The 19,606-nt window shown below is 72.5% G+C and carries 18 protein-coding genes and 2 pseudogenes; 10 read left to right on the top strand and 10 right to left on the bottom strand.

Annotation, left to right across the window (positions count from 1 at the left end; all coding sequences use genetic code 11):
- Nucleotides 1-10: 10 nt before the first annotated feature.
- Nucleotides 11-2,212 carry an ATP-dependent DNA helicase RecG gene (gene recG, locus OG852_RS15800; RefSeq protein WP_330348294.1) on the bottom strand — a complete coding sequence of 734 codons (2,202 nt, stop codon included), beginning with the start codon at nt 2,210-2,212 and terminating at the stop codon, nt 11-13.
- Between the two features lie 166 nt (nt 2,213-2,378).
- Between recG and OG852_RS15805 the strand changes: the two genes are divergently transcribed.
- Complete coding sequence (locus tag OG852_RS15805; protein WP_133915830.1) at nt 2,379-4,223, top strand: HSP90 family protein; 1,845 nt, start codon at nt 2,379-2,381, stop codon at nt 4,221-4,223.
- Complete coding sequence (locus tag OG852_RS15810) at nt 4,220-7,192, top strand: tetratricopeptide repeat protein (protein WP_330348295.1); 2,973 nt, start codon at nt 4,220-4,222, stop codon at nt 7,190-7,192. Before OG852_RS15805 ends, OG852_RS15810 begins: the two co-directional genes overlap by 4 nt.
- A 3-nt stretch (nt 7,193-7,195) precedes the next feature.
- Here the strand turns inward: OG852_RS15810 and OG852_RS15815 are convergent, their stop codons facing one another.
- Complete coding sequence (locus tag OG852_RS15815) at nt 7,196-8,887, bottom strand: DAK2 domain-containing protein (protein ID WP_330348296.1); 1,692 nt, start codon at nt 8,885-8,887, stop codon at nt 7,196-7,198.
- Nucleotides 8,888-9,097: 210 nt separating this feature from the next.
- Between OG852_RS15815 and rpmB the strand changes: the two genes are divergently transcribed.
- The 4 genes and pseudogenes from rpmB to OG852_RS15835 all read left to right on the top strand — a co-directional run.
- A complete protein-coding gene (rpmB, locus tag OG852_RS15820) occupies nt 9,098-9,283 on the top strand; it encodes a 50S ribosomal protein L28 (protein ID WP_003993230.1) in 186 nt (61 codons plus the stop codon).
- Nucleotides 9,284-9,759: 476 nt separating this feature from the next.
- Nucleotides 9,760-9,849, top strand: a pseudogene (locus OG852_RS15825) (BTAD domain-containing putative transcriptional regulator); the annotation flags it as partial.
- A 42-nt stretch (nt 9,850-9,891) separates the two neighbouring features.
- Entirely contained in the window at nt 9,892-10,134 is a 243-nt protein-coding gene (locus OG852_RS15830) for a hypothetical protein (RefSeq protein WP_330348297.1), read from the top strand.
- Nucleotides 10,135-10,191: 57 nt separating this feature from the next.
- Nucleotides 10,192-10,526, top strand: a pseudogene (locus tag OG852_RS15835) (FAD-dependent oxidoreductase); the annotation flags it as partial.
- Here the strand turns inward: OG852_RS15835 and thiD are convergent.
- Both thiD and OG852_RS15845 read right to left on the bottom strand, forming a co-directional pair.
- Nucleotides 10,483-11,301: a bifunctional hydroxymethylpyrimidine kinase/phosphomethylpyrimidine kinase gene (gene thiD / locus OG852_RS15840; RefSeq protein WP_133915827.1), complete on the bottom strand. Its 819-nt coding sequence runs from the start codon at nt 11,299-11,301 to the stop codon at nt 10,483-10,485. The pseudogene OG852_RS15835 and the gene thiD overlap by 44 nt on opposite strands.
- A gap of 4 nt (nt 11,302-11,305) precedes the next feature.
- A complete protein-coding gene (locus OG852_RS15845; RefSeq protein WP_133915826.1) occupies nt 11,306-12,274 on the bottom strand; it encodes a thiamine-phosphate kinase in 969 nt (322 codons plus the stop codon).
- A gap of 269 nt (nt 12,275-12,543) precedes the next feature.
- On the opposite strand from OG852_RS15845, the gene OG852_RS15850 reads away from it, so the two are divergent.
- Both OG852_RS15850 and OG852_RS15855 read left to right on the top strand, forming a co-directional pair.
- Nucleotides 12,544-12,777 (top strand): Lrp/AsnC family transcriptional regulator, encoded by a 234-nt coding sequence (locus tag OG852_RS15850; RefSeq protein WP_079659261.1) that lies wholly within the window; start codon nt 12,544-12,546, stop codon nt 12,775-12,777.
- A 20-nt stretch (nt 12,778-12,797) separates the two neighbouring features.
- On the top strand, nt 12,798-13,316 hold the full coding sequence (locus tag OG852_RS15855; RefSeq protein WP_133915825.1) for a DUF3515 domain-containing protein: 519 nt from the start codon (nt 12,798-12,800) through the stop codon (nt 13,314-13,316).
- A gap of 201 nt (nt 13,317-13,517) precedes the next feature.
- Here OG852_RS15855 and OG852_RS15860 read toward each other — a convergent pair whose 3' ends face one another.
- Genes OG852_RS15860 through OG852_RS15870 form a run of 3 tightly spaced genes read right to left on the bottom strand, consistent with a single transcriptional unit; the run spans nt 13,518 to nt 16,545 of the window.
- Nucleotides 13,518-14,690: a D-alanine--D-alanine ligase family protein gene (locus OG852_RS15860; protein WP_330348298.1), complete on the bottom strand. Its 1,173-nt coding sequence runs from the start codon at nt 14,688-14,690 to the stop codon at nt 13,518-13,520.
- 59 nt (nt 14,691-14,749) lie between these two features.
- Nucleotides 14,750-15,760 (bottom strand): NAD(P)H-dependent glycerol-3-phosphate dehydrogenase, encoded by a 1,011-nt coding sequence (locus tag OG852_RS15865; RefSeq protein ID WP_133915823.1) that lies wholly within the window; start codon nt 15,758-15,760, stop codon nt 14,750-14,752.
- The gene (locus OG852_RS15870; protein WP_133915822.1) at nt 15,757-16,545 is read right to left on the bottom strand and encodes a lysophospholipid acyltransferase family protein; all 789 of its coding nucleotides are present in this window, start codon (nt 16,543-16,545) and stop codon (nt 15,757-15,759) included. The genes OG852_RS15865 and OG852_RS15870 overlap by 4 nt, the downstream gene beginning before the upstream one ends.
- Nucleotides 16,546-16,738: 193 nt before the next feature.
- Between OG852_RS15870 and cofC the strand changes: the two genes are divergently transcribed.
- The gene (cofC, locus tag OG852_RS15875; protein WP_330348299.1) at nt 16,739-17,377 is read left to right on the top strand and encodes a 2-phospho-L-lactate guanylyltransferase; all 639 of its coding nucleotides are present in this window, start codon (nt 16,739-16,741) and stop codon (nt 17,375-17,377) included.
- Nucleotides 17,378-17,387: 10 nt separating this feature from the next.
- Nucleotides 17,388-17,591 (top strand): hypothetical protein, encoded by a 204-nt coding sequence (locus OG852_RS15880; protein WP_133915820.1) that lies wholly within the window; start codon nt 17,388-17,390, stop codon nt 17,589-17,591.
- Between the two features lie 128 nt (nt 17,592-17,719).
- Here the strand turns inward: OG852_RS15880 and OG852_RS15885 are convergent, their stop codons facing one another.
- The 3 genes from OG852_RS15885 to leuD all read right to left on the bottom strand — a co-directional run bounded on the left by OG852_RS15885 (nt 17,720) and on the right by leuD (nt 19,606).
- A complete protein-coding gene (locus tag OG852_RS15885) occupies nt 17,720-18,379 on the bottom strand; it encodes an HU family DNA-binding protein (protein ID WP_133915819.1) in 660 nt (219 codons plus the stop codon).
- Between the two features lie 137 nt (nt 18,380-18,516).
- Complete coding sequence (locus OG852_RS15890) at nt 18,517-18,747, bottom strand: hypothetical protein (protein WP_133915818.1); 231 nt, start codon at nt 18,745-18,747, stop codon at nt 18,517-18,519.
- A 265-nt stretch (nt 18,748-19,012) separates the two neighbouring features.
- Nucleotides 19,013-19,606, bottom strand: coding sequence for a 3-isopropylmalate dehydratase small subunit (gene leuD / locus OG852_RS15895; protein ID WP_133915817.1), 594 nt, complete (start codon nt 19,604-19,606; stop codon nt 19,013-19,015).

Raw genomic sequence — 19,606 nt, forward strand, 5'->3', positions numbered from 1 at the left:
GAACCGCCCTTCACCCCTTGTCCAGGTACTGCTCCCTCTCCTCGTCCAACAAGGCGTCCAGGGCTGTGCGCAGGCCGGGAAGACCCGTCAGTTCGGGGTCCGAGGTCACCACGGCCACCGCCTCCTCCCTCGCCTCCGCGATGACCTCCTCGTCGTCGATGACGGCGAGGACCCGCAGGGAGGTGCGGGCGCCGGACTGGGCCTGGCCGAGGACGTCGCCCTCGCGGCGCTGTTCGAGGTCGATGCGGGAGAGCTCGAAGCCGTCGAGGGTGGAGGCGACCGCGTTCAGGCGCTGGCGGGCCGCGCCGGCCTCGGGCATCTCGGTGACCAGGAGGCAGAGCCCGGGGGCGGAGCCTCGGCCCACTCGGCCGCGGAGCTGGTGGAGCTGGGAGACGCCGAAGCGGTCGGCGTCCATGATCACCATGGCGGTGGCGTTCGGGACGTTGACGCCGACCTCGATGACCGTGGTGGCGACCAGGACGTGGGTGTCCCCCGCGGCGAAGCGGCGCATGACGGCGTCCTTGTCGTCGGGGTGCATGCGGCCGTGGAGCACCTCGACCCGGAGGCCGTTCAGGGGGCCCTTGGAGAGTTGGCCGGCCACGTCCAGGACGGCGAGTGGGGGGCGCTTCTCGGCCTCGTCCTCCGCCGGTTTCCTCGCCTTCCTGGGGTCCTCCTCCTCGTCGCCGATGCGGGGGCAGACGACGTACGCCTGATGGCCGTTCTGCACCTCCTCGCGGACCCGTTCCCAGGCGCGGGCCAGGAAGTGGGGCTTGTCGGCGGCGGGGACGACATGGCTGGCGATGGGTGAGCGGCCGGCCGGGAGCTGGTCCAGGACGGAGGTCTCCAGATCGCCGAAGACGGTCATCGCGACCGTGCGCGGGATGGGGGTGGCCGTCATGACCAGGAGGTGCGGGGGCTGCTTGCCCTTGCCGCGCAGGGCGTCGCGCTGTTCGACGCCGAAGCGGTGCTGTTCGTCGACCACGACCAGGCCCAGGTCGTGGAACTGGACCTTGTCCTCGATCAACGCGTGGGTGCCGATGACGATGCCGGCCTCACCGGTGACCAGATCCAGCAGTGCCTGCCGGCGGGCCGCTGCGCCCATCGACCCGGTGAGCACCACCACCTTGGTGGCGTGCTCCGAGCCGCCCAGCATCCCGCCCTCGGCCAGCTCGCCCATCATCTCGACGACCGAGCGGTGATGCTGCTGGGCGAGGACTTCGGTGGGAGCCAGCATGGCGGCCTGACCGCCCGCGTCGACCACGGCGAGCATGGCGCGCAGGGCCACCAAGGTCTTGCCCGAGCCGACCTCTCCCTGGAGCAGGCGGTGCATCGGGTGTTCGGTGGCCAGATCGTCGAAGATCTCCTTGGAGACCTTCTGCTGGCCCTCGGTGAGGGTGAACGGGAGGCGGTCGTCGAAGGCCGCCAGGAGGCCGTCGGGCCGGGCCCCGCGGGCCACGGCCGGGAGTTGGGCGTCGGCGTGGCGGCGGCGGGCCAGGGCTACCTGGAGGACGAAGGCCTCGTCCCACTTGAGGCGGGCGCGGGCGTCGGCGATGTCGGTCCTGGTGTGGGGGCGGTGGATCTTGAGGAGGGCCTCGGGGAGGGTGACCAGGCCACGGCCCTCGCGCAGGGCCGGCGGGAGGGGGTCCACGGCCTCCTGGGCGCTGGGCAGGACGGTCTGGATCGCCTTGCCGATCTTCCAGGACTCCAGCTTGGCCGTCGCCGGGTAGATCGGAATCAGGGCGCCCGCCCAGGTCTCGACCGTTTCGTCGCCGTCTCCGCGCAGCAATTCGTAGGCCGGGTGCGCCAGTTGCATACGGCGGTTGAAGACGGAGACCTTGCCGGAGAACATCGCGCGGGTGCCCGGCAGGAGGTCCTTGTGGGGTTTGTGGACGCCGTTGCCGAAGAAGACCAACTGAAGTCGGCCACTGCCGTCGGTGATGGTGACTTCCAGCCGCTGTCCCTTGCCGCGGGGGGCCTTGGCGGAGGCGAAGGAGTGCAGCCGGGCGTCGGCGACCATGGCGACCACCGTGACGTGCTCGTCCATGGGGAGGTCGGCCAGGTGGGTGAGCTGGCCGCGCTCCTCGTATCTGCGGGGATAGTGGTGCAGCAGGTCGCCGACGGTGTGCAGGCCGAGGTGCTCGGCCATCACCTTCGCGGTCGGTGGGCCGAGCACCTTCTTCAGTGGTTCTTCGAGTGCGGGCACGAGATCCATTGCACACCACGCCACTGACATTGCTCGATACGTGTCCTGAAAGACCTGGTCAGACGGCTCGTTCGGGCTCTAGGATGACCCGCCTCCGCCATCATCCGCGGTCACCGCCCCACCGGGACCGCCCGACCCCGCGCCGTGCTCGTCCCCACTTCGCGGCGCTGCAGCGATGGACTCCCAGACCTCACAGTCATCCCAGGCATCACCGTCACCTCATACGTTCCAGGTCGACCTGCGTGGTCTGGTGGACCTGCTGTCCCATCACCTCTACTCCAGCCCCAAGGTCTATCTGCGCGAGCTGCTGCAGAACGCCGTGGACGCCATCACCGCCCGGCGGGCCGAGGATCCCGGTGCCCCGGCGCGGGTGCGGCTGCGCGCCGCGGACGGGACGCTGCGGGTGGAGGACTCCGGCATCGGGCTCACCGAGGCCGATGTGCACAGCCTGCTGGCGACCATCGGGCGCAGCTCCAAGCGTGCGGAGGGACTCCAGGAGGCGCGGTCCGACTTCCTCGGGCAGTTCGGCATCGGACTGCTGGCCTGTTTCGTGGTCGCCGAGCGGATCCGGGTCGTCAGCCGCAGCGCCCGTACGCCCACCGCGCCGCCCGTGGAGTGGACGGCGCGCGACGACGGTTCGTACACCGTGCGGACACTCCCGCACGACGAGCGGCCCGAGCCGGGCACCACCGTGCATCTGGTGGCTCGGGCGGGGGCCGGGGAGTGGCTCACCGAGGAGCGGGTGCTGAAGCTGGCGCGGGACTTCGGGTCGCTGCTGCCGTACGAGGTCCGGGTGGGCGAGGAGGCGGTCACCGATCTGCCGGCGCCCTGGGACCGGCCGTACCCCTCCCCCGCGAACCGGCGGGTGGCGCTGGCCCGGCACTGTCAGCGGCTGTTCGGGTTCACGCCGTTGGACACGATCGAGCTGGACGTGCCGCTGGCGGGGATCCGCGGCGTGGCGTACGTGCTGCCGGCGGCGGTGAGTCCGGCGCAGCGGGCCACGCACCGGGTGCACCTGAAGGGCATGCTGCTGACCGAACGGGCCGAACAGCTGTTGCCCGACTGGGCGTTCTTCGTGCGCTGTGTCCTGGACACGGACAGTCTGCGGCCCACGGCCTCGCGCGAGGCGCTGTACGAGGACGAGACGCTGGCCGCCGTACGGGAGGCGCTCGGGGAGCGGATCCGGTCGTGGCTGACGGGGCTCGCGGCGGGTGATCCGGAGCGGCTTTCGGCGTTTCTGGCGGTGCACCACCTGGGGGTGAAGTCGCTGGCGCGGCACGACACGGAGATGCTGCGGACCATGCTGCCGTGGCTGCCGTTCGAGACGAGCGACGGGCGGCTGTCGCTGGAGGAGTTCGCGCAGCGGCACCCGGTGGTGCACTTCACGCGGACCGTGGAGGAGTACCGGCAGGTCGCGCCGATCGCGTCCGCGCAGGGCGTCGGGGTGGTCAACGGCGGTTACACCTACGACAGCGAGCTGGTCGAGGCGCTGCCGTCGGTGCGGCCCGGGACGGTGGTCGCCGAGTTGGACGCGGACACCGTGACGGCCCATCTGGACGCGGTGGACGCGGCGGAGGAGCTGGCGCTGGCCGCCTTCCTTGCGGCGGCGCGGGCGAAGCTGGAGCCGCTCGGGTGCGATGTCGTCCTGAGGGCGTTCCATCCGCTGTCGGTGCCGGCGCTGCATCTGGACGACCGGTCGGCGCGGCACGAGCAGGCGCGGGCGGAGGCCGAGGCGCAGGCGGACGATCTGTGGGCGGGCATCCTGGGGTCGCTGCGCGGCGGGGCCCCGCGTGCGCGGCTGGTGCTGAACCATCTCAATCCGCTGATCCGCAGGATCAGTTCGCTGCGGGAGGCGGAACTGATCGGCACCGCCACGGAGTCCCTGTACGGGCAGGCGCTGCTGATGGCGCAGCGGCCGCTCAGGCCCGCCGACTCGGCCCTGCTGAACCGGGCGTTCATCGGCCTTCTGGAGTGGGCCACGCTCGGGGAGTCCGCACACGGGGAGGACGGCCACCGATGAGTGAGATCAGGGACTTCGACGCGCTGCGCCGGGCGATGGCGGAGAACGGCGAGCAGCCCGAGGGGCCGGCCCGCAACGCGCGCGCGGAGCGGCTGCTGGCGGAGGCCGAGAAGCTGAACATCCCGCTGGCGGTGATCGAGGCGCTCGGGCACCAGCTGAAGGTCTACAACTACAGCTCCGAGAAGGACAAGATGTTCGTCCCGTTCGCGCGGCTGCTGCGCATGTGGGACGAGCGGCCCGGGGACTTCGACGACTACGAGACGCACGCGCTGCACTGGGTCTTCAAGTGGATGTCGGCCGGCATGCTCGACCAGCCGCACGTCCCGCTGGCGTCGGTGGAGAAGTGGCTGGGCGAGATGGAGCACCGCTACCGGCTCGCCGGGCACTCGGAGCGCGCGGTGCGCAGCGCCGAGTTCAGTGTGGCCGCGCATGTGGGGGACGTCCCGCGCGCGGAGCGGGCGTTCGCCGCCTGGCTGGCGGCGGACCGGGACGCGATGGCCGACTGTCACGCGTGCGAGCTGCACCGGCAGGGCTGGTGGCAGGCGGAGCGGGGCCGGGACGAGGAGGCGCTCGCGCTGTGGGCACCGGTCCTTGAGGGTGAGTACGCGTGTGCGCACGAGCCGCACACGGTGCTCGCCTCGTCGCTGGTGCCGCTGCTGAGGCTGGGGCGGCTGGAGGAGGCGCGCGCCCACCATCTGCGGGGCCTGCGGCTCGTACGGCCGATGGAGAGCATGCGGGGCGCGTACGCCGACCATGTCGAGTTCTGCGCGCTGACCGGCAACGAGGCGCGGGGTCTTGAGCTGCTCGCGGAGCGGCCGTCGTATTTCACGGACGACGGGCATCCGCGCAGCAAGCTGGAGTTCCTGAGTGTCGTGGTGCTGCTGACGGAGCGGCTGGCGGGGCTGGGTCTGGGCGGGCAGCGGGTGCCCGGTCCGGCCGGGCGGGAGTGGACGGCCGGTGAACTGGCCGCCCACGCGCGCGCGGAGGCGCTGGCGCTGGCGGCGCGGTTCGACGAGCGCAACGGCACGGAGTACGTCAGCGGGCGGGCACGCGCGCGGATGGAGCAGCGTCCGTTGGCGGAGCGGCTGCCGCTGGGGGTGCGGGCGGTGCGGCCGGCCGCGGTGAGCGCGCCGGCGCCGGCCGTGGCGCCGGAGGCGGCGGAGGCGGCGGAGCCCGAGCTGCCGGAGCTGATCGCCGAGGCCCGGCGGCTGTCGGACACGCTGCGGCCGGAGGCGGTGGAGGCGTGGGCGGCGGTCGCGCGGGCCGCCGAGGGCGCCGACGGCGTGGCGGGTGGGGAGCTGGACGCGCGGGACCGTGCGGAGATCGCCGAGCACGAGGCGATCGCGCTGGGCCCGCAGGGTGCGGAAACGTTCGAGCGGGCCGCGGAGCTGTACGCGGAGGCGGACGACCCCGGGGAGGCGCTGGCGGCCCGGGCGCGGGGGGCGTACGTCCGCGCGCTCGCCGGGGACGACGTCGGCAAGGCGCTGGCGGCGGTGGCGGGCCCGTACGACGACGTGCTCGCGCTGTACGCCGAGGGCGGCACCCAGGTGCGGCAGGCGGCGGGTGTGCTGATGGCGCGGGCGCGGATCCTGATGCGGCGTGTCCACGAGGCGGACGGGCCGATGGCGGAGACGGTCCTCGGCGAGGCGGAGGCCGCCGTACGGGAGCTGCTCGCGCTCGTCGAGGGGCGCACCGGGGACGACGTACGGCTGACCGCGCGGGTCGCCGAGGGGCAGGCGATGCTCGGGGAACTCGCCACGCACGCGGGGGACGTCGAGGCGGGCGCGCGATTGTTCGCGCGGGCCGCGGCGGAGTTCACGGGGGCGGGGCTGCCGTGGTTCGCCTGTGAGTACGAGGCGCGGCTGGCCGGTCTCGCGCACCATCTGGGCGACATGGCGGAGGCGGAGCGGGCGCTGCGCGCGGCCCTGGAGCACGGCGGGTCCGCTCTGGAGCCGGTCGGGCGGGCCCAGCTGCATCTTCAGCTCGCCGAGGTCGTCGGGGAGCGGGGGCAGGCGGCGGAGGCGGCGGAACACGCCCTGGAGGCGGCGCACTGGGCCGACGAGGCGGGCGAGGGCCCGACGTTCGGTGCCTGGGCGCGGCACCAGCTCGGCGGGTACCTGGTCCGGCTGGGCCGCTGGGCGGAGGCGGCGGAGGTGCTGGAGTCGGCGCTGGCCGACCTGCGTGCCGAGACGCACGGGGACGGGGCGGTCGTCCAGACGCAGTGGTGGCTGGGTGACTGTCTGAGCGAGCTGGGCGAGCACCGTGACGCCGCCGAACGCCGGCTGCAGGCCGCCGAGATCGCCCGGCACTGGCCGGAGCAGCACGATCACGCGACCCTCGCCCATCTGGCCGCCGAGTCCCTCGGCCAGGCGGGACTGCACGAGGAGGCGGACCGGGCGTACGCGCGCGCGGGTGAGCTGTGGCGTGCCCTGGGCAATGTGCACGGGCTGGTGCGTTCGCTGCGGGCCCGGGCGTGGCTGGCGCTGCGCACCGAGGACGGGACGGCGGGGGCACGGGCGTTGATGGCCGGTGCGGTGGAGGAGTGCGTGGACGCGCTCGCCGTGACGGAGGAGGACGAGGAGGCGCGGCTGCGGCTGGTCGCCGAACTCGGCCACACCCACCGCCAGTTCGGGGATCTGCTGGCCCGCTCGGCGGCGGAGGACGCCGACGACGACTCGATCCGCGAGGCCCTGGAGGAGGCGTTGTCGCAGATGGCGGAGGCCGTCGCGGTGTTCGTCGCCCTGGACGGCGACGCGGTGCACGCCCGTACCGGCGCCGAGCTGGCCGCGGGCTGGCTGGAGACCGATCTGGGGCGGCCCGTGGAGGCGGCGGCACGCGCGCGTGCGGTGCTGCGGGCCTACGCGGACGCCGACGACGAGGAGGACGACGGGACGGCGGAGGGCCGGCGGGCCGAGGCGGAGCAGTTGTTGCAGGTGGCGCTGGAGCAGCCGGACGAGTCGGGCGCGTAGCGGCTACTCGACGCCGATCAGCAGCAGCGCGCCCTGCCGCCCGCCGCGGTACACGACCGTGTCGACGGCGAGGTAGGCCTCCCGCACCCGTGTCCGCAGCCGCTCGGCGATGCCGTCGGGCGCGTCGTCGCCGAGCACCAGGGTGACCAGCTCGCCGCCCGCCGAGAGCATGCGGTCCAGGGTGGCCTCCGCGGTGGCGGTGACGTCGGCGCCGATGACGGCGACGTCCCCGTCGATGAGCCCGAGGACGTCGCCGGCCTGGCAGATGCCGGCCATGGTCCACGACTGGCGTTCGGCGACGGCGACCTCGGCGTAGCGGGTGGCGCCGGCCGCGGAGGTCATGGAGACGACGTCCTCGTCGAAGCGGCGGTCCGCCTCGTGCACGGCGAGCGCGGCGATGCCCTGCACGGCGGAGCGGGTGGGGATGAGCGCGACCCGGATGCCTTCGGAGCGGGCCTGTTCGGCGGCCGCGGCGGCGGTGTGGCGCAGATCGGCGTCGTTGGGCAGCAGGACGACCTCGCGCGCGTGGGCGCGTCGTACGGCCTCGACGAGTTCCCCGCTGGCGGGCGGCTCCCCGGGGCGGGCGAGGACCGTGGTCGCGCCGGCCTCGGCGTACAGCCCGGCCAGGCCCTCGCCGGGCACGACGGCCACGACGGCCCGCTGGACCCGCTCACGGACCGGGCGTTCGCCCCCGCGCGCGTGGGCGTCGCCGGCGCCGAAGTGGGTGATGCGGATCCGGTACGGCCGTCCGGCCTCGACGCCCGCCTCGACGGCGGCGCCCGCGTCGTCGACGTGGACGTGGACGTTCCACAGGCCGTCGCCGCCGACCACGACGAGGGAGTCCCCGAGGGCGTCCAGCCGTTGCCGCAGCCGGGCGACGGCCGTGTCCTCGGCCTCGAGGAGGTAGATCACCTCGAAGGCGGGGCCGCCCGCGCCGTCCGGTGCGTCTGCGCGGTCCACGGCGTCCGGCTCCGGTCCTGCCTCCCCGCGCGCGTGGGGCCCGCCCGCCGGGAACACCGGTGAGTACACCGGCGCCTCCCCCGTGAACGTCTCCACCAGCGCCGCGAGGACCGCGACCAGCCCCCGGCCGCCGGCGTCGACCACGCCCGCGTGCTCCAGGACGGTGAGCTGGGCCGGGGTGGCGGCCAGGGCCGCGCACGCCCCCCGGTAGGCGGCGCGGGCCACGGTCCCGCAGTCCCCCTCGGTGCCCTCGGCCGCGTCGGCGGCGGCCGAGGCGACCGACAGGACCGTGCCCTCGACGGGGTGGGCGACGGCCTGCCGGGCGGAGTCCGCCGCCTGCCGCAGGGCCAGTCGCAGCCCGTCGCCGTCGGTGTGAGAGGCCTCACCTTCCGCGGCGAGGACCTGGGCCATGCCGCGCAGGAGCTGGGCGAGGATCGTCCCCGAGTTCCCGCGCGCCCCTATGAGCGCGCCGTGCGCCATCGCGCGCGCGGCGTCGGCGAGGGAGGGACTGCGCACGGCGGCCGGAGTGGCCTCGTACCCCGCGAACACGGCCTCGACGGCGGTCGCGGCGGACTCGACGGTGAGGTAGAGGTTGGTGCCGGTGTCGCCGTCCGCGACGGGGTACACGTTGATCGCGTCGATCTCCTCGCGCGCGCGGCCCAGCGCCGAAAGGGCCCGTGAGCACCAGGTGCGCACCGCGAGAGCATCGAAGAATGTCTGCGGCACCTGCGCCACCTGCGCCTCCCTGAGCTGCTGGACTGCACGCAGCGTAGAGCAGCCGTGGTAGTTTCGTTCTACTGGCGCAGTCGTTGTATGCTGCTCCGGTTGCCCGATGCAGATCGGGCCATTCCCCTGGCAACGCCACTCAGATCTCTGATCCTGCGATCTCGATCCCGGCACGCCGGGATCCAACCGTAAGTGCATCTGAAGTCTTTGGAGTGACCCGTGGCTGCCAACTGCGACGTCTGCGGCAAGGGGCCGGGCTTCGGCAACAACATCTCGCACTCGCACCGCCGTACGTCCCGCCGCTGGAACCCGAACATCCAGCGTGTGCGTACCGTGGTGGGCGGGACGCCGAAGCGCGTGAACGCTTGCACCTCGTGCATCAAGGCCGGCAAGGTCTCGCGCTGACGCACTGCTGAGCGCGCGGCCACTGCTGGTTCGCTGCATCGAGCCGGCCCACCCCAGGTGGGCCGGCTTCTTGCTGTACCTGACAACAGAGCCACCTGACAGACTCCGCCTCCTGGGCCAGCTGGACCTCCGCACCGACGACGGCACCCTCTCGACCCGGGCGGCCCCCGCGCCCTGCTGACGCTCCTGCTGCTCGACACGGGCCGCGGGGTCTCCCTGGAACGGCTGACCGACGGCCTGTACGGCGCCGAACCGCCCGCCGGAGCCGCCAACGCGCCGCAGTCCCGGATCTCCCGGCTGCGCCGCCGCCTCGCCCCGCACGCCGGGATCGAGGCCACCGCCACCGGGTACCGGCTCACCGCCCCGCCGGACGCCGTCGACGTCCACCGCTTCGAGCGGCTCGCGCGGGAGGGCCGCGCCCCTTCGACGCCGCAGACCACGCCGGGGCCGCCGCCCGGCTGAGGGAGGCGCTCGCCCTGTGGCGTGGCCCGGCCCTGCCCGACCTCCCGGACGCGCACGCCGAGCGGGCCCGCGTCGAGGAGCTGCGGCTGACCGCCGTACAGGACCGCGTCGAGGCGGATCTGGCGCTCGGGGGCGGGCCGGAACTGGTGCCGGAGGTCCGGGCGCCGCCGGCCGCCGTCGCCGAGGCGCTGGCTGCGGTCGCCGGACAGCCCGCGCGGGCCGCCGAGCTGCTGGGCGCGGCGGCGGACCTGCGGGACGCGGAGACCCGGGGCGACCCCCATGTGGTCCGCGCGGGAAGGGAGGTACGCGGGAAGCTCGCGCGGCAGGCGTACGACCGGGCGTTCGACCGGGGCCGGAGCCTGCGGCCGGCGGCGGTCGGCGAACGGTAGGCGGACGGTCGGCGGCCCCGCCGAGGCTGCCGTGCACGACGAACACGACGCACGCGGTACGGCGCCACGATGGGCGGTATGGGCACCGGCGTCGCGGTCGTCGGCGCGTACGTCCTGGCCGGTGAACCCGCCCTCGTGGGTGGGGACCACCGTACGGCGTTCGCCGCATACGAGTCCCGGATCAGTGCCTTCGCCAAAGGCTGCCAGAAGGGCTTCGGCAACGCGGGCCCGTTCCTCGCGCCGGCCACCGAACGGCGGATCCGCAGCCGGGACCGGATGTACCGGCTGCTCGCCTCCCGCCTCTGGCCGCCCTCTTCCAGCGGCTGACCGAGAGGTCGGCGACGAACATCAGGCTTCCGGAGTACCCGAAGCCCCGGGGGCACGCCGGGTGAGCTCCCAGGCGTGGTCCACCGGGCCGATCCCGCCGCCGAGCGCGAAGCCGCCGGCGATCGCCCCGGTGACGTACTCCTTCGCCGCCGTCACGGCCTGCGGCACCGACCGGCCCCGCGCGAGGTGCGAGGCGATCGCGGACGCGAGGGTGCAGCCGGTGCCGTGCGTGTGCCGGTTGTCGTGGCGCGGCGCGCGCAGCCAGAGCTCCTCGGTGCCGTCGGTGAGCAAGTCCACGGCGTCGCCGGGGAGATGGCCGCCCTTGATCAGCACCCAGCGCGGCCCGTACGCCAGCACGGCCGCCGCGGCCTCCCGGAGCTGCTCCTCGGACTCCACGCGGACACCGGTGAGTTGGGCGACCTCGTCGAGGTTCGGTGTGGCGACGGTGGCCACGGGCAGCAACCGGGTGCGTACGGCGTCCAGGGCGGAGGCGGCCAGCAGGGGGTCGCCGTGCTTGGAGACGCCGACCGGGTCGACGACGGCCGGTGCGTCGGTGTCGGCGAGCAACGCGGCCACGGTCTCGACGAGTTCGGCGGAGGCGAGCATGCCGGTCTTCACGGCCTGGACGCCGATGTCGTCCACGACGCTGCGGTACTGGGCGCGCACCGCCTCGGCCGGCAGCTCCCAAGCGCCGTGCACGCCGAGGGAGTTCTGGGCGGTGACCGCGGTGAGGACGCTCATCCCGTGCACGCCGAGCGCGAGCATGGTCTTCAGGTCGGCCTGGATGCCCGCGCCGCCTCCGGAGTCGGAGCCGGCCACCGTCAGGACGCGCGGTCGCACCGCCTCACGCCCCCTCTATGTCCCCGAAGTGGTCCCAGCCGCCCTGCCGGGTCCAGGGCGCCCCGTCCACGGTCACCTGGGGCAGCGCGGAGGGGTTGAGGACCTCACCGATCACCTTCCAGCGGGCGGGCAGCTTCACGTCCGGCGGGAAGGTCGCCACGATCGCGTGGTCCTCTCCCCCGGTCAGCACCCACTGGATGGGGTCGACGCCGACGGCCGTCCCGATGTCGTTCATCTGGGTGGGGATGTCCATGGCGCCCGAGCGGATGTCGATCCGGACCTTGCTGGCCTCGGCGATGTGCCCGAGGTCGGCGATCAGTCCGTCACTGACGTCGCACATCGCGGTCGCGCCGAGGGCGGCGGCGGCCGGGCCCGCGTGGTACGGCGGTTCGGGACGGCGGTGGGCCTCGACGAACGCGCGGGGCGAGCGGAAGCCGCGGGAGAGGACCGCGTACCCGGCGGCGGACCAGCCGAGCCAGCCGGTCACCGCGACGAGGTCGCCGGGCTGGGCGCCGGCCCGGGTGACCGGCTCCTGGTTGCGCAGATCGCCGAGCGCGGTGATCGACACCATGATCGTGTCGCCCCGTACGACGTCCCCGCCGACCACGGAGGCGCCGGCGACCTGGCACTCGTCGCGCAGGCCGTCCATCAGCTCGCTCGGCCACGTCACCGGCAGTTCGGCGGGGACGACGAGGCCGAGCAGCAGCGCGGTCGGCACCGCGCCCATGGCGGCGATGTCGGCCAGGTTCTGGGCGGCGGCCTTGCGGCCGACGTCGTAGGCGGTGGACCAGTCGCGGCGGAAGTGCCGGCCCTCCAGCAGGATGTCGGTGCTGGCCACGACCCGGCGGTCGGGCGCGGCCACGACCGCGGCGTCGTCGCCGGGGCCGACCCGCACCGCGGAGGTGGTGGTGAGACGGGAGGTGAGCTCCCTGATGAGCCCGAACTCCCCGAGCTCACCAACAGTGCCCTTCATTACCCTGTCGCCCCTTCTGTCCCTGTCCGTGCCCGGTCGCGCAGCACCAGTGTCCTCGATACGGTCGAAGGGGCCGACACGGCCCGCCCGACCGGCACGGCCGACGTGACCGGGAGGTCGCCACCGACCGCCGTGACCGTCAACCTCTGCCATCCCTGCACCCCGGCACGGGGGCCGTGCTTCCCGCGGGTCTCCCCGTGGCGCGCGGCGACGCGATACCGTGGCGTTCCTTTTCCCCACATGATCCTCGTGGCCGCCCTGGAGGTTCCGTGGTACAGGCGTACATCCTGATCCAGACGGAGGTCGGCAAAGCGTCGACCGTCGCCGAGGAGATCAGCAAGATTCCTGGGGTCGTCCAGGCCGAGGACGTGACGGGTCCGTACGACGTGATCGTGCGGGCCCAGGCCGACACGGTGGACGACCTCGGCCGGATGGTGGTCGCCAAGGTCCAGCAGGTGGACGGGATCACCCGCACCCTTACCTGCCCGGTCGTGCATCTGTAGCCCCCGTCTACCCTTGGCCGGTGAACCTTTCCCGTCACCGGCCCAGTGGTGTGCCCGCCCGCCTGCCCGCCCTCGCCCTCGTGCTGCTGTGTGCCGCCGCGGGCTGCTCCTCGGCAGACGACAGCGCGTCGGCGGCGGTTCCCAGCCCCACGGCGAAGACCGTGAAACTGTGCCGGAACCTGGACGAGGCACTGCCGTCGAAGGTGGACGGTCAGAGCCGCCGCGATCCCGAGCCCGCTTCCGCGCTGACCGCGGGCTGGGGGGACCCGGCGATCATACTGCGCTGCGGTGTGGAACGGCCGCCGAAGATGGTGGATCCAAAGGTGGCGCAGGGCCGTGACGCGGATGCGGTGGCCGGCGGCGTGAACGGGGTCGACTGGCTGATGGAGAAGCGGGACGGTGGGGGGTACCGCTTCACCACCGCCAGTCGTCTCGCCTACGTCGAGGTGACGGTGCCGGAGGGGACGGACAGTTCCGGGGTGCTGATCGACCTGGCGTCGGCCATCAAGAAGGCGGTGCCTGAGGGGATCGCCGACTAGGGGGTGTTTCGAAAGTCCTGTGCGGCGCGAGTACGCACCGGACACCGCGGGTGCTGTGCGGGACTTTCGAAACACCCCCTGGTGCCGCGCCAGGCCGGAGCACTGGACGCCGTGGGCCGTGCGGTCGTCCGTCGGGTGCGGGTGGTGCGTGGTCGCTCGCGCGGTTCCCCGGGCCCCTGGGGCCGGCTCCCCTCAGGGGGGCTACCTGAGTCCCGTGGACCTGCGAAGCGCTGCCTGGATCAGCCTGTCCACCAGTTCCTCGTAGCTGATGCCCGTCGCCTGCCACATCGCCGGGTACATCGAGATCGGCGTGAAGCCCGGCATGGTGTTGATCTCGTTGATGACGAAGTCGCCCTCCTCCGTGAGGAAGAAGTCCGCGCGGACCAGGCCCTCGCAGGAGGCCGCCTCGAAGGCGTCCACGGCGAGCCCGCGGACCTCGGCCGTCTCCTCGGGGGTGAGCGGCGCGGGGACGATTCCGGGCGTGGAGTCGATGTACTTCGCCTCGAAGTCGTAGTACGCGTGCGCGTCCGGCGGCGGGATCTCGGCCGGGACCGAGGCGCGCGGGCCGTCCTCGAACTCCAGGACGCCGCACTCGATCTCACGGCCCCGGACGGCCGCCTCGACCAGGATCTTCGGGTCGTGGCGCTGGGCCTCGGCGATCGCCTCGTCCAGGCCGGACAGGTCGTCGACCTTGGTGATGCCGATCGACGAACCCGCGCGCGCGGGCTTCACGAACAGCGGCCAGCCGTGCTCGCCGGCGAAGTCCACGATCTTCTTGCGGGCGGCGGACTCGTCCCGCTCCCACTCGCGCGGCCGGATCACCACGTACGGGCCGACCTTCAGCCCGAAGGAGGTGAACACCCGCTTCATGTACTCCTTGTCCTGGCCGACGGCCGAGGCGAGCACGCCCGAGCCGACGTACGGGACACCGGAGAGCTCCAGCAGGCCCTGGAGGGTGCCGTCCTCGCCGTAGGGGCCGTGCAGGACGGGGAAGACGACGTCGACCTCACCGAGCGCCTTGGGCACCGATCCCGGCTCGCTGTAGACGACTTCGCGGTTGGCGGGGTCGACGGGGAGCACCACGCCGCCCTCCTGGGACTCCGCGAGCGCCTCGATGTCGGGCGTACGGCGGTCGGTGATCGCCATGCGCTCCGGGTCGTCGGCGATGAGGGCCCAGCGTCCGTCCCGGGTGATGCCGATCGGCAGGACCTCGTACTTGGTCCGGTCGATGGCCTTCAGGACGGCGCCGGCGGTGACCACGGAGATCCCGTGTTCGGAGCTGCGGCCACCGGAGACGACGGCCACCCGCGGCTTGCGGGACGGCTGCTCGGGGCTCTGCTGCTCAGGGCTCTGGGGGAGGTTCTCGGTGCTCATATCGGCATGAGAGTACCCGGTGGTAGGGCCGGGAGTCAGCGTCCACCCGCCGGGTTCGCTCAGCGTCGTTCGGGCTTCGCGCTGCGCGACATCAGCTCCTTGAGGGCGACGACCGGCGGCTTGCCCTCGTGGACGATGTCGACGACCGTCTCGGTGATGGGCATGTCGACGCCGTGCCGGCGAGCCAGATCGGCCACCGACTCGCAGGACTTGACGCCCTCGGCGGTCTGCTTGGTGACCGCGATGGTCTCCTCCAGGGTCATGCCCTTGCCGAGGTTGGTGCCGAAGGTGTGGTTGCGGGACAGGGGCGAGGAGCAGGTCGCGACCAGGTCGCCGAGGCCCGCGAGTCCGGAGAAGGTGAGCGGGTCGGCGCCCATGGCGAGGCCGAGCCGGGTGGTCTCGGCGAGCCCGCGGGTGATCAGCGAGCCCTTGGCGTTGTCGCCGAGGCCCATGCCGTCCGCGATGCCGACGGCCAGGCCGATGACGTTCTTCACCGCGCCGCCCAGCTCGCAGCCCACCACGTCGGTGTTGGTGTACGGGCGGAAGTAGGGGGTGTGGCAGGCCGTCTGCAGCTTCTGGGCGACGGCTTCGTCGGTGCAGGCGACCACGGAGGCGGCCGGCATCCGGGAGGCGATCTCACGCGCCAGGTTGGGTCCGGTGACCACGGCGACGCGGTCGCGGCCGACCTTGGCGACGTCCTCGATCACCTCGCTCATCCGCATGGTCGTACCGAGTTCGACGCCCTTCATCAGCGAGACGAGGACCGTGTGCGGGGCGAGCAGCGGGGACCACTCGGCGAGGTTGGCGCGCAGGGTCTGCGAGGGGATCGCGAGGACGGTGAAGTCGGCGCCGCGGGCGGCCTCGGCCGGGTCGGCGGTGGCGCGGAGGTTCTCGGGGAGTTCGACGCCGGGCAGGTAGTCCGGGTTGGTCCGGGTGGAGTTGACCGCGTCGGCGAGCTCGGGGCGGCGCGCCCACAACGTCACCTCGCAGCCCGCGTCGGCGAGGACCGTGCCGAAGGCGGTCCCCCAGGATCCGGTACCGAAGACGGCCGCCTTGACGGACATGCTCACTTGCTGTTCTCCCCCTCGTGACTTGGCTGCGCACCGGTCTGCGCGCCGCTCTCCGCCTGGGTGCGGCGCCGCTGCTCGATCCGCTCCTGACGCGGATCGTAGGGCGTCTCGGGCGCCTTCTCGCCGCGGATCTCCTCGAGCTGGCGGGTGACGGCGGCCATGATGACCTCGGTGGCCTCCTTGAGGACCTCCGTGGTCATCTCCTGGCCGTAGAAGCGCGAGAGGTCCACGGGCGGGCCCGCGAGCACATGGTGGGTCTTGCGCGGCAGGAGACGGGGCTTGGTGCTGTACGGCGGCAGCAGCTCGTTGGCACCCCACTGGGCGACGGGGATCACGGGGCACTTGGTCTGCAGGGCGACCCGCGCGGCACCGGTCTTCGCCGTCATGGGCCACAGGTTCGGGTCGCGGGTGATGGTGCCCTCGGGGTAGAAGGCGACGCACTCGCCGCGCTCCACCGCGTCGATCGCGGCCCGGAAGGCGCTGAGGGCGTCCGTGGACTCGCGGTAGACGGGGATCTGCCCGGTGCCGCGCATCGCGGCGCCGACGAATCCCTTCTTGAAGAGACCGCTCTTCGCGAGGAATCGCGGCACCCGTCCGGTGTTGTACTGGTAGTGCGCGTAGGCGAACGGGTCGACGTGGGAATTGTGGTTCACCGCGGTGATGAATCCACCCTCGGCCGGAATGTGCTCCATTCCGCGCCAGTCCCGCTTGATCAGAACCACCAGCCAGGGTTTGCAGAGGACCGCTGCGAAGCGGTACCAGAAGCCGATTCTGCGGCGGGGCACGCGGACACCTTCCCTCTGGGACTTCTCTCGGTACTTCTCTCGGTACTTCTCACGCGGGCTTCTCTTCGGAGCCTGTGAGCCGCACAAGTGTCACCCCAGGCCGCCGGTCTGTCGAGAACACCGTACGCCCGACGCGTCGGCGTGCCGATGGGCCGGGTGACAATGGCCGCGACAAGAGAGGGACGGTACGCCGGTGCAGTGGACCTTGGTCATACCTCTGAAGCCCTTGGCGCTGGCCAAGAGCAGGCTCGCGGACACCGCCGGGGACGAGTTGCGCCCGGGTCTGGCCCTCGCGTTCGCCGAGGACACGGTGGCGGCGGCGCTGGCCTGCGCGGCCGTGGGGGATGTGGTGGTCGTCACGGACGATCGGCCGGCGGGGCGCGCGCTGGCGGCCCTGGGGGCCCGGATCGTGCCCGACGAACCCCGCACCGGCCTGAACGCCGCCCTCACGCACGGGGCGGCCTTCGTACGGCGGACGCGTCCCGAAACCCCTCTCGCGGCACTGAACGCCGATCTCCCGGCACTGCGCCCGCCGGAATTGACCCGGGTGCTGGATGCGGCGGCGGAATTCCCGCGCGCATTTCTCGCCGATGCCGCCGGAATCGGCACCACTCTGCTGGCGGTCTCGGCGGACCGTGAATTGCTGCCGGCATTCGGCCCGGATTCCCGTGTTCGTCATCACGCCTCGGGCGCCGCGGAACTCCGTCTCACGGACGTCGATTCGGTACGCCAGGACGTGGACACCGGCGAGGACCTGCGTACGGCGCTGACGCTCGGGGTGGGGCCCCGGACGGCCGCGGCGGCCGCGCGGCTGCAGGGCATCGGGCAGTAGGCTGCGCGTCATGCAGGCGACCGCATACACGTACGACCCCGACACGCGCAGCGGGCAGGTGCTGCTCGACGACGGCACTCCGGTGCCCTTCGACGCGCCGGCGTTCGACGCGGGCGGGCTGCGGCTGCTGCGGCCGGGCCAGCGGGTGCGGATCGAGGTGGAGGGGCCGCAGGACAGCCCGAGGATCACGCTGGTGACGCTGCAGACCTTCTGAGGCGGCCCGTCGGAGGCCTTCGGGGCCCTGCGCGGACCTTCGGGGTGCGAGGTCGTGGACACGCCGCGGGCCGGGCTCCGTGAGGGAGTCCGGCCCGGCGCGTGAGTGCCCTTGCGTGCCGTCGGTGTCTACGGCTGGCGGGCGGTGGCCTTCTTGGCGGTGGTGGTCTTGCGCGCGGTCGACTTCTTGGCCGGGGCCTTCTTGGCGGTGGCCTTCTTCGCCGGGGTGGTCGTCTTCTTCGCGGCGGTCGACTTGGCGGTGGTGGTCTTCTTGGCGGCGGCCGTGGTCTTCTTGGCCGCGGCGGTCGTCTTCTTCGCGGTGGTCTTCTTGGCGGCGGCCGTGGTCTTCTTCGCGGCGGCCGTCGTCTTCTTCGCGGGGGCGGTCTTCTTCGCGGCGGCGGTCTTGGTGGTGGCCTTCTTCGCCGCGGCCTTCTTGACCGTGGCGGAGGCACCGCCGGTCAGGCTGCCCTTGGGGGCCTTCTTGACCGCGACCTCGCCGCCGCGCGGCAGCTTCTTGGAGCCGCTCACCAGGTCCTTGAAGCCCTGGCCTGCGCGGAAGCGCGGAACGGACGTCTTCTTGACCCGAACACGCTCGCCCGTCTGGGGGTTGCGAGCGTAGCGGGCCGGCCGGTCGACCTTCTCGAACGAACCGAAACCGGTGACCGAGACCCGGTCTCCTGCGACGGTCGCGCGGACGATGGCGTCCAGGACCGCGTCGACCGCGTCGGCGGCCTGCTGGCGGCCGCCCAGCTTGTCGGCAATCGCTTCTACGAGCTGCGCCTTGTTCACGTCTTCCCCTTCGGAGACCTCGCCAGAACGAAAGTGTTCAAGCTTTTTCGCACGTTAGGCAGATATATACCGCAAATCAAACACGAAACGGGCTAATCACCCTTGTGCCGCAACGAACTCGGCTGTTCCGGAGGCGATCAACGCCCCTCTTCGGGCATTCGCCCCTCGTCGAGGTCCGTCATGAACCGCTCCAGACGCCTTGTCGCATCGGCGAGATCGTGCTTGGCCGCGGCCGTAATGACCAGCAGCTTCCGGGTCAGCGCCATCCGTACGCCCTCCGGGACTTGCAGTGCGCGCACTCTTGTGTGCGCTTCCTTGAGTTGGCTCGCGACCGCCGTATAGAGCTCGAGTTGGCCGTCGTGTTCCATGCACAGATTGTGCCATCTGGGGCGAGTTGTCGCCCGCCCAGGGGGCAACTGCCGCCTCAAACGGCCGCCCGGGCATCGACGGGGGCCACGTCCACACAGGGCGCGTACCCCGGCAACCACCCCTCTAACGTGGGAAGTTGGGAGAAACAGCGAAGGTTCGGGAGCGCGTGGGAGCCCAGACACGGCTGTACCCCCGATCGGACCGATCGGGGGTACAGGAGGGGTGTTGGGCTGGCCGAAACTCGACTTGCCCCGGCGCTCCGGGTCAGACCTGGAGCGTCCTCGGCTTGTAGGACGGACGCTTGGCCTCGTACGCGGCGATGTCCGCCTCGTTCTGCAGGGTGATGGAGATGTCGTCCAGCCCGTTCAGCAGCCGCCAGCGGGAGTTCTCGTCCAGCTCGAAGGAGGCGGTGAGGCCCTCGGCGCGCACCTCACGCGCCTCAAGGTCCACAGTGACCTCAGCAGTCGGGTCGTTCTCCGTGAGCTCCCACAGCGCGTCCACGATCTTCTGGTCGAGGACCACCGTGAGCAGGCCGTTCTTCAGCGAGTTGCCGCGGAAGATGTCGGCGAAGCGGGAGGAGATCACGGCCTTGAAGCCGTAGTTCTGCAGCGCCCAGACGGCGTGCTCACGGGAGGAGCCGGTGCCGAAGTCGGGGCCTGCGACCAGCACGGTCGCGCCCTCGCGCTCGGGCTGGTTGAGGATGAACGACGAGTCCTTGCGCCAGGCCTCGAACAGCCCGTCCTCGAAACCGTCCCGCGTCACCTTCTTGAGCCAGTGAGCAGGGATGATCTGGTCGGTGTCGACGTTGGAGCGGCGCAGCGGGACGGCCCGGCCGGTGTGCGAGGTGAATGCTTCCAT

Origin of the sequence: Streptomyces sp. NBC_00582 (genome assembly GCF_036345155.1) — a bacterium.
GTDB lineage: Bacteria > Actinomycetota > Actinomycetes > Streptomycetales > Streptomycetaceae > Streptomyces.

Excerpts from the sequence above, each read along its gene's own strand:
- recG (WP_330348294.1), bottom strand. The coding sequence starts at position 2,212 with ATGGATCTCGTGCCCGCACTCGAAGAACCACTGAAGAAGGTGCTCGGC.
- OG852_RS15805 (WP_133915830.1), top strand. The coding sequence starts at position 2,379 with ATGGACTCCCAGACCTCACAGTCATCCCAGGCATCACCGTCACCTCAT.
- OG852_RS15810 (WP_330348295.1), top strand. The coding sequence starts at position 4,220 with ATGAGTGAGATCAGGGACTTCGACGCGCTGCGCCGGGCGATGGCGGAG.
- OG852_RS15845 (WP_133915826.1), bottom strand. The coding sequence starts at position 12,274 with ATGAAGGGCACTGTTGGTGAGCTCGGGGAGTTCGGGCTCATCAGGGAG.
- OG852_RS15860 (WP_330348298.1), bottom strand. The coding sequence starts at position 14,690 with ATGAGCACCGAGAACCTCCCCCAGAGCCCTGAGCAGCAGAGCCCCGAG.
- OG852_RS15880 (WP_133915820.1), top strand. The coding sequence starts at position 17,388 with ATGCAGGCGACCGCATACACGTACGACCCCGACACGCGCAGCGGGCAG.
- OG852_RS15890 (WP_133915818.1), bottom strand. The coding sequence starts at position 18,747 with ATGGAACACGACGGCCAACTCGAGCTCTATACGGCGGTCGCGAGCCAA.
- leuD (WP_133915817.1), bottom strand. The coding sequence starts at position 19,606 with ATGGAAGCATTCACCTCGCACACCGGCCGGGCCGTCCCGCTGCGCCGC.